The 14,210-nt window shown below is 68.9% G+C and carries 12 protein-coding genes; 6 read left to right on the top strand and 6 right to left on the bottom strand.

The window, feature by feature from the left end:
- Window positions 1-67: 67 nt before the first annotated feature.
- Window positions 68-4,024 carry an ATP-dependent RNA helicase HrpA gene (hrpA, locus tag V7026_RS00445; RefSeq protein WP_334153275.1) on the top strand — a complete coding sequence of 1,319 codons (3,957 nt, stop codon included), beginning with the start codon at window positions 68-70 and terminating at the stop codon, window positions 4,022-4,024.
- A 12-nt stretch (window positions 4,025-4,036) separates the two neighbouring features.
- Here the strand turns inward: hrpA and V7026_RS00440 are convergent, their stop codons facing one another.
- From V7026_RS00440 to lptF, 4 genes are read right to left on the bottom strand one after another with little or no spacing between them, the layout of a single operon-like run.
- Complete coding sequence (locus V7026_RS00440) at window positions 4,037-5,227, bottom strand: pyridoxal phosphate-dependent aminotransferase (protein WP_334153274.1); 1,191 nt, start codon at window positions 5,225-5,227, stop codon at window positions 4,037-4,039.
- A gap of 29 nt (window positions 5,228-5,256) precedes the next feature.
- On the bottom strand, window positions 5,257-6,201 hold the full coding sequence (locus tag V7026_RS00435) for a CysB family HTH-type transcriptional regulator (RefSeq protein WP_334153273.1): 945 nt from the start codon (window positions 6,199-6,201) through the stop codon (window positions 5,257-5,259).
- Window positions 6,202-6,218: 17 nt separating this feature from the next.
- Window positions 6,219-7,328: an LPS export ABC transporter permease LptG gene (gene lptG / locus V7026_RS00430; RefSeq protein ID WP_334153272.1), complete on the bottom strand. Its 1,110-nt coding sequence runs from the start codon at window positions 7,326-7,328 to the stop codon at window positions 6,219-6,221.
- Entirely contained in the window at window positions 7,325-8,428 is a 1,104-nt protein-coding gene (gene lptF / locus V7026_RS00425; RefSeq protein WP_334153271.1) for an LPS export ABC transporter permease LptF, read from the bottom strand. The genes lptG and lptF overlap by 4 nt, the downstream gene beginning before the upstream one ends.
- 30 nt (window positions 8,429-8,458) lie before the next feature.
- Here lptF and V7026_RS00420 point away from each other — a divergent pair, with 30 nt between their 5' ends.
- From V7026_RS00420 to V7026_RS00405, 4 genes are all read left to right on the top strand, one after another.
- The gene (locus V7026_RS00420; protein WP_334153270.1) at window positions 8,459-9,976 is read left to right on the top strand and encodes a leucyl aminopeptidase; all 1,518 of its coding nucleotides are present in this window, start codon (window positions 8,459-8,461) and stop codon (window positions 9,974-9,976) included.
- Window positions 9,977-9,984: 8 nt separating this feature from the next.
- Window positions 9,985-10,464 (top strand): DNA polymerase III subunit chi, encoded by a 480-nt coding sequence (locus tag V7026_RS00415; RefSeq protein WP_334153269.1) that lies wholly within the window; start codon window positions 9,985-9,987, stop codon window positions 10,462-10,464.
- A gap of 164 nt (window positions 10,465-10,628) precedes the next feature.
- On the top strand, window positions 10,629-10,868 hold the full coding sequence (locus tag V7026_RS00410) for a hypothetical protein (protein ID WP_334153268.1): 240 nt from the start codon (window positions 10,629-10,631) through the stop codon (window positions 10,866-10,868).
- Window positions 10,869-10,991: 123 nt separating this feature from the next.
- Window positions 10,992-12,167: a branched-chain amino acid ABC transporter substrate-binding protein gene (locus V7026_RS00405; protein WP_334153295.1), complete on the top strand. Its 1,176-nt coding sequence runs from the start codon at window positions 10,992-10,994 to the stop codon at window positions 12,165-12,167.
- 110 nt (window positions 12,168-12,277) lie between these two features.
- Here the strand turns inward: V7026_RS00405 and V7026_RS00400 are convergent, their stop codons facing one another.
- The gene (locus tag V7026_RS00400; protein WP_334153267.1) at window positions 12,278-12,667 is read right to left on the bottom strand and encodes an SWIB/MDM2 domain-containing protein; all 390 of its coding nucleotides are present in this window, start codon (window positions 12,665-12,667) and stop codon (window positions 12,278-12,280) included.
- A gap of 178 nt (window positions 12,668-12,845) precedes the next feature.
- On the opposite strand from V7026_RS00400, the gene rraA reads away from it, so the two are divergent.
- Window positions 12,846-13,349 (top strand): ribonuclease E activity regulator RraA, encoded by a 504-nt coding sequence (gene rraA, locus V7026_RS00395; RefSeq protein WP_334153266.1) that lies wholly within the window; start codon window positions 12,846-12,848, stop codon window positions 13,347-13,349.
- Here the strand turns inward: rraA and V7026_RS00390 are convergent.
- Window positions 13,328-14,140, bottom strand: coding sequence for a sulfite exporter TauE/SafE family protein (locus tag V7026_RS00390; RefSeq protein ID WP_334153265.1), 813 nt, complete (start codon window positions 14,138-14,140; stop codon window positions 13,328-13,330). The genes rraA and V7026_RS00390 overlap by 22 nt on opposite strands.
- Between the last annotated feature and the right edge of the window lie 70 nt (window positions 14,141-14,210).

Below are 14,210 nucleotides of genomic sequence, written 5' to 3'. Positions count from 1 at the left end.
CGGGTGTGCAGCAGGCGGCCGCCGGTGGCGGCGTGGGGGCGGTCGGGATCGGGATAATCGCGCGGTCATGCCGCAAAACGAAGTGTGCCACCAGCCGGCTCGGGCGCCGGTGATCGCGTTTCCGCAATCGCTGCCGGTGTCCGCCCGGCGCGACGAGATCGAGGCCGCGCTGCGCGCGCATCCGGTCGTCATCGTCAGCGGGGAGACGGGCTCGGGCAAAACGACGCAGCTGCCCAAAATCGCGCTGGCGATGGGCCGTGGCGGTGGCGTGGACTGGCGCGCAGAGGCCGAGGCGCCGCGGCGTCGGCGACCGCTGATCGGCCACACCCAGCCGCGACGGCTGGCGGCGACCTCGGTGGCGGCGCGTATCGCGGAAGAGACACAGACCGAGCTGGGCGAATTGGTCGGCTATCAGATCCGCTTCCACGACCGGCTGCAGCCGGGTGCGGCGATCAAGCTGATGACCGACGGCATTTTGCTCGCCGAAACCCAGCGTGATCCCCTGCTGCGTGCCTACGACACGCTGATCATCGACGAGGCGCACGAGCGCAGCCTCAACATCGACTTTCTGCTCGGGTATCTGAAGCAGCTGCTGCCCAAGCGCCCGGACCTCAAGGTCATCATCACCTCGGCGACGATCGATGCGGAGCGCTTCGCGCAGCACTTCGCCGGGCCGGCCGGGCCGGCGCCCATCATTCAGGTCAGCGGACGCACCTATCCGGTGGAAATTCGCTGGCGTCCGTTCGAGGAAAGTCGCGACTATGGCCTGGACGAGGCCATCGCCGACGCAGTGGACGAGCTGTGGCGCGGCGGGGCGCACGCTGGGGACATCCTGGTCTTTCTCCCCGGCGAGCGCGAGATCCGCGACGCTGCCGATCACTTGCGCCGCCACCTGAGCCACCAGCCGGCGCTGCGCGACACCGAGGTGCTTCCGCTGTATGCCCGATTGAGCGCGGCGGAGCAGAGCCGAATCTTCCACCCCAGTGGCCGACGCCGGGTGGTGCTGGCCACCAACGTGGCCGAAACGTCGCTGACGGTTCCGGGCATCCGCTACGTGATCGACTCGGGGTTGGCGCGCGTCAAGCGCTACAGCCTGCGCAGCAAGGTCGAGCAGCTGCTGGTGGAGCCGATCAGCCAGGCGGCGGCCAACCAGCGCGCCGGCCGCTGCGGCCGTGTCGCCGAGGGCATCTGCATCCGCCTGTTCGACGAACGGGATTTTGCTGCGCGGCCGCGCTACACCGACCCGGAGATCCTGCGCTCGTCGCTCGCCGGCGTCATTCTGCGCATGAAGGCACTGGGGCTGGGCGACGTGGAGGCGTTTCCGTTTCTCGAGGCACCGTCGCGACGCGCCATCACCGACGGCTACCAACTGCTGCAGGAGCTGGGCGCGCTGGACGACAGTCTGGCGCTGACCCCGCTGGGGCGCGAGCTGGCCCGGTTGCCGCTGGACCCGCGCGTGGGGCGCATGATCCTGGCGGCGCGAGACCGCGGGGCCTTGGCGGAGGTGCTGGTCATCGCCAGCGCCCTGAGCGTGCAGGACGTGCGCGAGCGGCCCCTGGAGGCGCAGGCCAAGGCCGACCAGGCGCACGCGGCTTTCGACGACGAGCGCAGCGAGTTCGTCGGCATCCTCAAGCTCTGGGACTGGCTGGAGAAGGCGCGCGGCGGCGTGCATACGCCGGGCGAGGCCCCGACGCACCGGCTGTCCAACCGGCAGTACGAGGCGCTGCTGCGCGAGCGCTTCATTCACCTGCGCCGCTTGCGCGAATGGCGCGACATCCACCAGCAGCTGCACACCGTGGCCGCGGAGCACGGCTGGAAGCCCAACGCCCAGCCCGCCAGCTACGAGCAGATTCACCTGAGCCTGCTGGCGGGGCTGCTGGGCAACGTGGGCTGCAAGCACGAGACGGAGGACGTCTATCTGGGCGCGCGCGGCATCAAGTTCGTGCCGCACCCGGGTGTGCGCCTGAAAAAGCGCCCCGGCCGCTGGATCCTCTGCGCCGAGTTGGTGGAAACCACGCGCCTGTACGGTCGCGGGCTGGCCACGATCGAGCCGCAGTGGCTGGAGCAGGTAGGGGCGCATCTGATCAAGCGCCAAGTGGGCGATCCCCACTGGGAAAAGCGCAGCGCCGAGGTCGTCGCCCACGAGCGCGGCACCCTCTACGGGCTGACGGTGTACAGCCAGCGGCGTGTGGCTTACGGCCGCATCGACCCCGCGGCCGCGCGCGAGGTCTTCATCCGCGAGGCGCTGGTCGCCGGGCTGACCGAGGACACCTGGGACACCCGACTGCCCTTCTGGTCGCACAATCGCCGCGTGCTGCGCGAGGTGCAGGCGCTGGAGCATAAGGCCCGGCGCCAGGATGTGCTGGTGGACGATGCGCTGATCTATGCCGTCCACGACAGCCAGATCCCGGCCGGCATCTGCACGGGCCGCGACCTGGAGCGCTGGTGGCGCGAGGCGTCGCGCACCCAGCCGCGGCTGCTGATGCTTAGCCGCGATGAGCTGATGCGCCACGAGGCGGCAGGCATCACCACGCAGGCCTTTCCGCCCGTGGTGCGCCTGGGCGGGGTGGATTGCCGGGCGCATTACCTGCACGAGCCGGGCGACCCGCGCGACGGCGTGACGGTGGATGTGCCCTTGTTCGCCCTCAACCAGGTGTCGGCCGAGCGCGCCGAGTGGCTGGTGCCGGGAATGTTGCGGGACAAGGTGCTGGCCTTGCTCAAGAGCCTGCCGCAAAAGCCCCGCGCACGGCTGGTGCCGCTGCCCGAGACGGCGCAGAGCGTGACCGAGGCGCTGCTCGCGCCCGCGCGTTGGGCCCAGGGCAGCCTGCTCGACGCCGTGCTGGCCGTCGTGCGCGAGCGCACCGGTCTGCCCGTGCAGCGCGCCGACTTCAAGCTCGAGACGGTGCCCGCCCATTTGTTCTTGAACATCCGGGTCGTGGATGAGCATGGCCGCCAGCTCGCCATGGGGCGCAACCTGCCGGCCCTCAAGGCGGCGTGGGGGGGGCAGGCGCGGGGTGCCTTCCAGGCGCTCGCGGCGCTCAAACTCGGCACCGCCGCCGTCCCCGAGTCCGCCCCGTCGCCTGTTGCCCAGACCTCCCCTCAGTCTGCCGACCGGCCCCCCGCCGACCGCGCCCCGGACCGCCTGGCTGCGCCCGCGCAGCTGGATCTGCCCGACGCCAGCACCCGCCACACCCGCTGGACCTTCGGCCCCTGGCCTGAGATGATGGAAATCCGCCAAGGCCGCCAGACGCTGATCGGCTACCCGGCGCTGCTGGACGCGGGCGACGCCGTGACGCTGGCCGTCTACGACGAGCCCGAGCTGGCCGCGCGCCACCATCGCCTGGGGCTGCGGCGGCTGTTTGCGCTGCAGCTGCGCGACACGCTCAAGGCGCTGGAGAAAAACCTGCCGGATTGGCAGAAAATGGCCGTGTTGTACATGCCGCTGGGCACGCAGGAGGAGTTGCGCACCCAGATCGTGGAGCTGGCCATCGAGCGCGCCTTCCTGCAGCCGCCGTTGCCGCACGATGGCGAGTCGTTCGAGCGCCGCTTGCAGGAGGGTCGCGGGCGGCTGGTGCTGATCGCCCACGAGGTCGCACGGCTGGCCGCGCAGGTGCTCACCGAGTGGGCCGCCGCCCAGCGCAAGTTGCGCGACGGCAAGCCTCCGCCCGTCACGGCGGCCGACGAGCAACAGCACTTGCAGCGGCTGGTGAGCAAGCGGTTTTTGCACGACACCCCGTGGGAGGCGCTGACTCATTTGCCGCGCTATCTGAAGGCGGTGCAGTTGCGAGTGGACAAATGCCGCGCCGATCCGGCGCGCGATGCCGCGCGGCTGGCCGACCTGCGCCTGCACGAGCAGCGCTTCTGGCGTCTGGTGGCCGAACGCAAGGGCCAGCTCGATGAGCGCCTGCAGGAGCTGCGCTGGATGCTCGAGGAGCTGCGCGTCAGCCTGTTCGCGCAGGAGCTGCGCACCCCTTACCCGGTCAGCCTCAAGCGGCTGGACAAGGTCTGGGCGCAGATCGGCTGACGGAGGCCTCTATCACAGCCGGGCCAGCCGCTCCAGCGCCGTGTCCAGTGTGGCATCGCGCTTGGCAAAGCAAAAGCGCACCATCCGCTGATCGAACCCGTCGCCGTAGAAAGCCGACAGCGGGATCGCGGCCACGCCTACCTCGCGCGTCAGCCATTCGCAGAAAGCGGCTTCGGGCAGGTCGCGCTCGGGCACAGCCAGCGCACTGTAGTCCACGCACTGGAAATAGGTGCCCTCGCACGGCAGCAGGCGGAACCGGGTGCGCGCCAGTCCGGCGCGGAAGCGGTCGCGCTTGGCCTGGTAGAAGGCGCTCAGGCCCAGGTAGGGGGCCGGGTCGGCCAGATAGGCCGCCAGCCCGTGCTGCATGGGCGTGTTGACCGTAAAGACGTTGAACTGGTGCACCTTGCGGAACTCGGCCATCATCGCCGCCGGGGCCAGCACATAGCCCACCTTCCAGCCGGTCACATGGTAGGTCTTGCCAAAGCTGCTGACGATCAACGCGCGTGCCGCCAGTCCGGGGTGCGTGGCCAGACTCTGGTGCGTCTGGCCGTCGTAGACCATGTGCTCATAGACCTCGTCGCTGATCAGCCAGACGTCCGTGTCGGCCACCAGGTCGTACAGGCGCTGCAGATCGTCGGCACCCCAGACCGTCCCGCTCGGGTTGTGCGGGGTGTTGACCAGGATGGCGCGCGTGCGCGGGCTCAGGGCGGCGGCCAGGCGGTCGAAGTCCGGGCGGAAGGTGCCGGGCACGAGCGGCACGCGCACCACCGTACCGCCGGCCAGCTCGATGTTGGGTACATAGCTGTCGTAGCACGGCTCCAGCACGATCACCTCGTCCCCGGGGTGGACCAGCGCCAGGATGGCGGTCAGGATGGCCTGGGTGGCGCCTGCCGTGACCGTGATCTCGGTGCCGGGGTCGTAGCGGCGGCCGTACAGCGCCTCGACCTTGCGCGCGATGCCCTCGCGCAGCGCCGGCACGCCCGCCATCGGCGGATACTGGTTGTGCCCGGCCTGCATGGCGGCGGTCACCGCCTGGGGCAGCCGGGGGTCGCAGTCGAAGTCCGGAAAGCCCTGCCCCAGGTTGACGGCACCGGTCTCCTGCGCCAGGGCAGACATGACGGTGAAGATGATCGTGCCGACGTGGGGCAGCCGGCTGGTCAGCGCGGGCGTGCGCGGAGGCTGGTGGGCGATCGGGGCGTTCATGGTCGGTGGGGCCGCTGGCGTCAGTGGCGTCACAGTTGGTAGTCGTGGCCGCCGCCTTCCATCGCGCGCAGAATGAGGTCGCGCGAGAGACGGTCGCTGACAAACTCGGCAAAACGCAGCACGAACTGGCGCAGGTACGCACCGCGTTTGAACGCCACCCGCGCCACGTTCTGGCCGAACAAGTGGCCCGCCGGCCGGGCCACCAGATCCGGCGTGCGCTCCTCGCCCTGGACGGCCATTTCGGCCACGATGCCCACACCCATGCCCAGCTTGACGTAGGTTTTGATGACGTCGGAATCGATGGCTTCCAGCACGATCTGGGGCGTGAGGCCGCGTTGGGCGAAGGCTTGGTCGATGCGTGTGCGCCCGGTGAAGGTGGGGTGGTAGGTGATGAGCGGCTGCGCGACCAGGTCCTCCAGCCCGATGCGTTCGCGCTCCAGCAGCGGGTGGCCAGGGGGGAGCACCAGCATATGTTGCCATTCGTAGCAGGGCAGGGTGACCAGATCGTCGTAGTGCGACAGCGACTCCGTTGCAATCCCGATGTCGGCGCCGTCTTCGAGCACCAGGCGCGCCACCTGATCGGGCGAGCCTTGATGCAGGCTGATGCTAACTTTGGGGTAGGTCTGCCGCAGCCGCGCCACCGGCGCGGGCAGCACATAGCGCGCCTGGGTGTGCGTGGTGGCGATGGACAGCGTGCCGCTGTCTTGGGCCGCGTAATGCTCCCCGATGCGTTTGAGGTTTTGCACCTCGCGCAGGATGATTTCGATGCTGCGCACCACCTGCCGGCCGGGCTCGGTCAGCCGCTTGATGCGCTTGCCGTGGCGCGCAAAGATGTCGATGCCGAGTTCGTCCTCCAGTTCCAGGATTGCCTTGGAGACGCCCGGCTGCGAGGTGTGCAAGGCCTTGGCCGCCTCGGTCAGATTGAGGTTGCGGCGCACGGCCTCTTGCACGAAGCGAAACTGATGCAGATTCACGCACGACCTCCAACGCGTCAGCGGCGCAGCACCAGCCAGCCAAAGGCCGCCAGCGACAGCAGCGAGTACAGGGCCGACGGCGCCCCCGCGGCCAGCCAGGGCTGCCAGCCGTGCAGGTTGCCGATGTGGCCGAACACGCTGTTGATCACGAAGAAGCTGATGCCGATCATGATGCCCGCGAACACATAGGCCGACAGCCCCTGGTTGCGGAAGTGTAGGTAGGCGAACGGCAGCGCCAGCACCACCATCACTACGCAGCTCAACGGGTAGAAGAGCTTGCGCCAGAACTCGATCTCGTAGCGCTGGGCGGTCTGTTCGTTGGCCTCCAGGTGCCGTACATAGTTGAACAGGTCCAGCGTTCGCATGCGCTGGGGCTTGAGCAGGGCCACATTGAGCATGTCCGCGCTCAGGGAGGAGGGCCAGTCGAGTGTGGCCAACGCTTCGCGGCGGGTGTGCTGCGCGTCATCGAACCGCTGGCGCTCCACCTCCCGCAGGTGCCAGACGCCCGTTTGCGCATTGATGGTGCCGGCCGCCGCCCGCACCGTCTCCCGCACACGGCCATGGGCGTCGAAGACGAACAGCCGGATGCCGCGCAACTCGCCCTCCGGCGACAGGGCCCGCACATTCACCGATGTGTGCGTGTCCTGCGTGCGCTCCCGCAGCCAGGCGCCGGTCTGCCCGATGCTGATTCCCCCGCGAAACTGCGCCTTGAGCAGTTGGCCTTGGCGCTCGGCCGCCGGGGCTAGGTAGTCGCCTACGGCAAAGGTCAGCACCGCGAAGCCCACGCCCAGCACCGCCACCAGCCGCAGGGCCCGCCCCGGCCCCAGGCCGCTGGTGCGCAAAATGGTAAATTCCGATCCCTGAGCCAGCCGGGCCATCGCATACATCGTGCCGATCAGCACCGCGATCGGCATCAGCTCATACAAGCGGCTGGGCAGCAGCAGGCCGACGTAGAGCAGAGCGTCGGTCACGGCGTACTGGTCTCCCGGGCGCACCAGAGAAGGGCGGCCCAGTGACGACAGATCGTCGATCAGGTCGAAGAACGAGAACAGCGCTAGGAAGGCCAGCAGCACGAACGCGACCGCCGCCAGCACCTCGCCGTAGATCAAGCGCCGAACGGTATTCATGCGGGTGCCTCGGTGCGGCGGCGCAGCCGCAGGGTCCAGGGGTGGTCACGGTGCGCCATCCACAGCAGCGCCCCCAGGGCGACGCTCCCGTGTAGCGCCAGCATGAAGGGCAGAGCGCCGACGCGTTCGCGGGCGATCCAGTCGTTGCCCACGCTCAGCAGGTTGTAGTAGGTGACGAACGCCAACAGCATGAACAGCAGATTGCCGCTCTTGCCCGCGCGCGGATTGGTGGCCGCAACGGCGATGGCCAGCAGGGCGAGGTTGATGGCGCTGATCACCATGCCGGCCCGCCACGCCAGCTCGCCGCGGCTGGCGGGCGTCCCGTCCTGCAGCAGCATCCAGGTCGGCAGCGCACCGCGCCGGCTGACGTGGCCCGCCGGGGCGCTGGCGCCGTGCACCCTCACCCAGTGCTGCTCGAACTCACCGACCTGCAACGCCTCGTGGCTGTCCTGGGCCGGCCGCCACAAGCGCTGCCCGTCCTCCAGCACCAGATAGATCACCCCGTCCACCGTCACCACGCGGCCCGCGCGGGCCGACACGATGCTTTCGCTGCCATCGCGCTCGACGCTGGCGACGAACACATTGCGGCCCTCGCGGCCATTTTGCGTGTCGCGGTCGATGAAAAACACCCGGCGCCCGCCACTGGACTCCTGAAACTGCCCGGGCGCGATGCGCTCGAGATCGCCGCGCTGCTCGTAGCGCGCGCGCATCTCGTCGCGCTGCTGCTGCGCCCACGGCGCGGCAAAAGCCATCAGGACGGCGATCGCGGCCCAAATGGGCCACGCAAACCGGACCACGGGACGAATGAAGCGCCCGAGCCCCAGCCCGCTCATGTGCCAAATCACCATCTCGCTGTCGCGGTACATGCGCGACAGCGTGCCCGCCACCGCGACGAACAGCGCGACGGTCAGCACGGGGCCCAGTTGCCCAAGCATGCCGTAGGTCAAAAACAGCACGAGCGTCTGCGGGTCCACCTCGCCGCGGCTGGCCTGGCCGAGCGATCGCACCAGCATCATGGTGATGACGACGGTCAGCATCACGACCAACGCGGCGCCAAAGCTGCGCGCCAGTTCGCGGCGAATCGAGGATTCGAATAACATCGACGGTGGTTCGAAACGATAGCCCGCATTATGGACTTCCGACTCAAGACGCTCACGGCGCACGAGGCCGCCTCCACCGAGGCCGATGCGCTGATCCTGCTGTGGCCCGATGCCGGCGATGGTGGGGATGTCGCCCAGGCCGATCCGCTGACCCTCTGGGCGCGCCAGGCGCTGGCCGAGGGCGATCTGAAGGCCGAGCCCGGACAGTGGCTGGCCGCCCACCGGCTGCCCGGTGTGCGGCCGCGGCGCGTCGTGCTGGTGCGCTGCGGCGACGGCAGCGCGCGCCGGGTGCGGCAGGCGGTTTCGGCCGCGTTCGGTGCCCTCAAGGGTGGGGCGCCGGTGCGCCGTCTGGTCTTGCAACTGGGTGCGCTGTCGCCGCTGGCCGTGCGGGTCGCCGTGTTGGCCGTGGCCGAGGCGAGCTACCGCTACACGACCACGCTGTCCGAGCCGCAGCCGCGCGCCCTGTCCACCGTCACGGTGGGGGTGGCAAACCACGAGGCGGTGCAAGCGACCTTCGACGAGGCCGTGGCCACCGTGCGCGGGCAGGAGCTGGCCAAGGAATGGGCCAACCGCCCCGCCAACCATGCCACGCCGTCGAACCTGGCGGAGGCGGCCAAGGCCCTGCAGGGCCGCGGCATCGCGGTGGAGGTGCTCGGCCCCAAAGAGGTGGCCAGGCTCGGCATGGGCGCCTTTCTGGCCGTCGCGCAGGGGTCGGATCAGCCGCTGCGCTTCATCGTCCTGCACTACCGTGGGGCGGCCAAGTCGGTCGCGCCGGTGGTGCTGGTCGGCAAGGGGATCACGTTCGACACGGGGGGCATTTCGCTCAAGCCGGCGGCGGACATGGATGAGATGAAGTTCGACATGGGTGGCGCGGCCAGCGTGCTGGGCACGTTCGAGGCGCTGGCCCATCTGCGTCCGGCCCTCAACGTCGTGGGCCTGATCCCGGCCTGCGAAAACATGCCCGGCGGCCGAGCGGTCAAGCCGGGCGACGTCGTGCGCAGCCTCAGCGGTCAAACCATCGAGATTCTGAATACCGATGCCGAGGGGCGGCTGATCCTGTGCGACGCGCTGACCTATGCGCAGCGCTTGCAGCCGCGCGCGGTGATCGACATCGCCACGCTCACCGGGGCCTGCGTGATCGCGCTGGGCCAGGTGCGCTCGGGCCTGTTCGCCAACGACGACGAGCTGGCGCGCGCCCTGCTCGAGGCGGGCGATGCGGCGGCCGATCCCTGCTGGCGCATGCCGCTCGACGAGGAGTACGGCGAGGCGCTGAAGTCGTCTTTTGCGGACGTGGCCAACGTGGGCGGACGCGCGGCAGGTGCGGTCACCGCGGCCAAATTTCTGCAGCGTTTCGTCAAGGACGTGCCGTGGGCCCACCTGGACATCGCCGGCACCGCCTGGAAGAGCGGCAAGGACAAAGGCGCCACGGGGCGCCCCGTCCCGCTGCTGGTGCGCTATCTGCTCGATGAGGCAGCGCGGGCGCAGACCCAGGTTCACCCGGACCGCCCGGCCCGTCCGTCCAAGCGTGGTCGGCGCGCGGCCGGCTGAATGCCGCCATGGACGTGGCGTTTCACCTGAACGTGCCGGCCCCCTGGTCGGCGCGCAGCACCTACCTCTGCCGGCTGCTGGCCAAGGCCTATGCAGCGGGGGCGCGGGTGTGGGTGGTGGTCGCGCCGGACGAGGTGGCGCCCCTCGACGAAGCGCTGTGGACGCTGCCGGTCGATGATTTCGTCCCCCATGTCCGCGCCGACGCGGCCGAGCTGCTGCGCAAGCGCTCGCCCGTCGTGATTGCCGGGCCCGCCGATCCCCTGGCGGGCGAACGCGGCGTGCTCGTCAATGCCCAGCCCGAATGGCCCAGCGTGCTGGAGGCCGACGGTGTGCGGTTTGCGCGCGTGGTGGAGGTGGTCTCGTCCGACGAGGCCGACAAGGCCGCCGCGCGGCAGCGCTGGCGCCGCTACCAGGGCATGGGTGTGAGCCCGGTCGCGCACGATCGGGCCCAACGGTCTGCGCCGGCACCGGCCGGGGTGGGGGCATGACACCACCGGGTCGTCAGCCGCCGCCGGTCGTCCCCACGCTCACCGATGTGGTGGCGGGGCTGTCGGTGGCTCCGGCCCCAGCGCCGTCCGCGCCGTCGTTCGTGCCACCCGCGTCATCACCACCGGGGCCTCATTCGATTCCCGAGGCGGTGGCGACCGATGGGGTGGCGACCGAGGCCGCGGCCCCCGTCCTGCCGACCGAGGCGCTGGTGGACCCGATCACCGACCGGGTGATGGCACGCTTTTTGCCTGAGTTGGAGTGGCGCATTGCGGATGCGCTGCAGGCCTGGATGCTGGCGCAGTCGAGTGCCGGTGCCGCGGTGATTGCCGCGACATTGCGCGATGAAATCGCGGATCATGTCCGCGAAGCGTTGGGTGATGCATTAGGGTCAACCCGCAATTGACCCTTTCAGACGCCCTCGTCTGACGAGGACCTGACGTTTTTCGTGTATCGTAAAGGCCTGCGCGAAAAGTTCCGTGTTGCGCAAACCGTTCAACCATTTCGTCTGACAAGGGTCACCATGCAAATGCAATACAAACTGGCCATCGTCGCCGCTGCCGCCATCGCTCTGGCTGCCTGCGGCAAGAAGGAAGAAGCCAAGCCCGCTGCGGCGCAAGGCCCGGCTGTCGAACAGCTGGTCGTCAAGATCGGTCACGTCGGCCCCACCAGCGGCCCGATCGCGCACCTCGGAAAGGACAACGAAAACGGCGCCCGCATGGCCATTGACGAGCTCAACGCCGCCGGCATTCAGATCGAAGGCAAGCCGGTCAAGTTCGAGCTGCTGGCCGAAGACGATGCGGCGGATCCGAAGCAGGGCACGGCCGCTGCGCAGAAGTTGGTCGATGCCAAGGTCAACGGCGTCATCGGCCACCTGAACTCGGGCACCACCATCCCGGCGTCGCAGCTGTACAACGCGGCCGGCATCCCGCAGATCTCGCCGTCCGCAACCAACCCCAAGTACACCCGTCAGGGCTTCAACAACGTGTTCCGCATGGTGGCCGACGACACGCACCTGGGTGGCACCCTGGGCAAGTACGCGGTCGAGAAGCTGGGCGCCAAGAAGGTGGCCGTCATCGACGACCGCACCGCCTACGGTCAGGGCGTGGCCGATGAGTTCGAGAAAGGCGTCAAGGCCGCCGGTGGCGAGGTCGTGGACCGCGAGTTCACCAACGACAAGGCCACCGACTTCAATGCCATCCTGACCAAGATCAAGGCCAAGAAGCCCGACGTGGTGTTCTTCGGCGGCATGGATGCCGTGGCCGGTCCGATGCTCAAGCAGATGAAGCAACTGGGCATCAACGCCAAGTTCATGGGCGGCGATGGCATCTGCACCGGTGAACTGCCCAAGCTGGCGGGCGACGGCATGGCCGACGAGCAGGTCTATTGCGCCGAGGCGGGTGGCGTCGAAAGCGAACAGAAGGCCGGCATGGAGAAGTTCCGCGCCGACTTCAAGGCCAAGTTCGGCACCGACGTGCAGGTGTACGCCCCGTATGTGTATGACGCCGTCAACGTGATGGTCAAGGCCATGCAGAACGCCAACTCGGCCGATCCGGCCAAGTACCTGCCGGCGCTCAAGTCGATCAGCTACAAGGGCGTGACCGGCAACATCGAGTTCGACGAGAAGGGCGACATCAAGAACGGCGCCCTGACGCTGTACACCTACAAAGGTGGCCAGCGCTCGGAGATCGCGGTCATCCGCTGATCGCGGCTCGCCCCTGCGCAAAAAACCCCGCCGCGGCGGGGTTTTTTGTTGGCTGGGCCGTCGCGTCGCCCGTCGCGTCGCGCGCCCAGCCGCAGTCCAACGATCTCAGCTCACGACAGGTGGGCGCTGATGATCTTGGTCATTTCGAACATCGACACCTGGGGCTTCTTGAGCACGGCCTTGAGCTTGGCGTCGGCGTTGATCATGCGCTTGTTGGTGGCGTCCTGCAGCTTGTTCTTCTTGATGTATTCCCACACCTTCTTGGTCACCTCGGTACGCGGCAGCGGCTTGGCACCGACGATGGCCGCCAGATCGGCGCTCGGCGTCATCGGCTTCATGAAAGCCGCGTTGGGCGTGCGCTTCGGCGCGGCGGCCTTGGCAGCCGGTTGGGCGGTCTTGGCCGCGGGGGCAGACTTGGCGGTGGCAGCTTTCTTCGCAGTGGCCATGGAGGGTTCCTTCGGTTGGTTGCAAGCTCGCCACGGAGCGTATGGCGCTCGCATGGATGAGCGCATCGTATACGCAAAGCCCCGGTTTTTCTAGAGCGCAGCGGGCGTTTTGGCGTCTGGGCGGGGTTTTCCCGCGTCGGGGCGGGGTGGCTGTTGCGCCGCGCCGACGCCGGCGGGGCCTGGGCCGTGACTTATGATGCGGACTGGATCGACTTCTCCATTGCGTTGGCCCATGACGACCGCGTTTTCCACCTGCGATTTGTGCGATGCCCACAAAGGCGACACGAGCGGCGCATTCCGCGTGCTGCCGCCGGTGTTTCGGGATTTTGGCGGGCGCGGCCATTTCGGCGGCCCGGTGAGCACCGTCAAGTGCCACGAGGACAACAGCCTGGTCAAAGCCGCGCTGGACGAGCCCGGGCAGGGACGGGTGCTGGTCGTGGATGGCGGGGCCTCGCTGCGGCGCGCGCTGGTCGGGGGCAATCTGGCGGCCGCGGCGGCGCGCAACGGCTGGGCCGGTGTGGTCGTGGATGGCTGCGTGCGAGACGTGGCCGAGTTGGCAGCGACCCCCGTCGGCATCCGCGCCCTGGCGGCGATGCCTTTGCCCACCGACAAGCGGGGGCAGGGCCAGCGCGACATCGCCATCCAGATTCAGGACGTCTGGGTGCGCCCGGGCGATTGGCTATACGCCGATGCGGACGGCATCGTCGTCGCGGCTCAACCGCTCCACGCCTCGTAAGTCATCGCGGCCGCCAGTCCGTACAGAATCAACGCGAAGACGCGCTTGAGGGTGGAGACGGGCAGGGCGTGGGCCACGCGCACCCCCACTGGGGCCGTGAGCACGCTGGCGCTGGCGATGACGGCCAGTGCGGGCAAAAAGATGAAGCCCAGAGACCCCGAGGGTCGGCCAGCCACCTGGGCGCCCGACCAGGTGTAGCCCACGGCGTTGGCCAGCGCGATGGGAAAGCCGAGCGCCGCGCTGGTGGCGACCGCCTGGTGCATGGCGACGCCGCACCAGGTCATGAAGGGGACGCTGATGAAGCCACCGCCCGCCCCGACCAGGCCGGATAGAAAGCCGATCACCCCCCCAGCGGCAAACTGCCCGCCTGGGCCGGGCAGGCTGCGGTGCGCGGCGGGCTTGCGCCCCCGCAGCATTTGCGTGGCCGAAAAGGCGACGAACCCGGCGAACAGCAGGGCCAGCCAGCGCCCCTGCACAATGCGAAAGACCCCCGCACCCGCGAGCGCGGCCCCGAGCACGATGCCCGGAGCCAGCCGCGCCACCAGATCCCAGCGCACGACGCCCCGCCGATGGTGCGCACGCACGCTGGAGATGGAGGTGAACACGATGGTGGCCATCGAGGTGGCGATGGCCATCTTGACCGCCAGATCGGCCGAGATGCCGCGGTGGCTCAGGATGAAAGTGATGAAGGGCACCAGGATCATGCCGCCGCCGATGCCCAGCAGCCCCGCAAAAAATCCGGTCACGAGGCCCAGAGCGGCCAACTCGGCGATCAACAGGGGGTCGAGCATGCCAACAGCACAGCGGTGCCGGCGCGCAGGTCGGCGCCGGTGGTGGGCAAAGAGGTGTCTGCCAAGCCGC

The organism is Tepidimonas sp., assembly GCF_036825565.1.
GTDB lineage: Bacteria > Pseudomonadota > Gammaproteobacteria > Burkholderiales > Burkholderiaceae_C > Tepidimonas.
The sequence above is the reverse complement of the archived record's forward strand: the minus strand, read 5'-3'. Positions and strand labels throughout refer to the sequence as shown.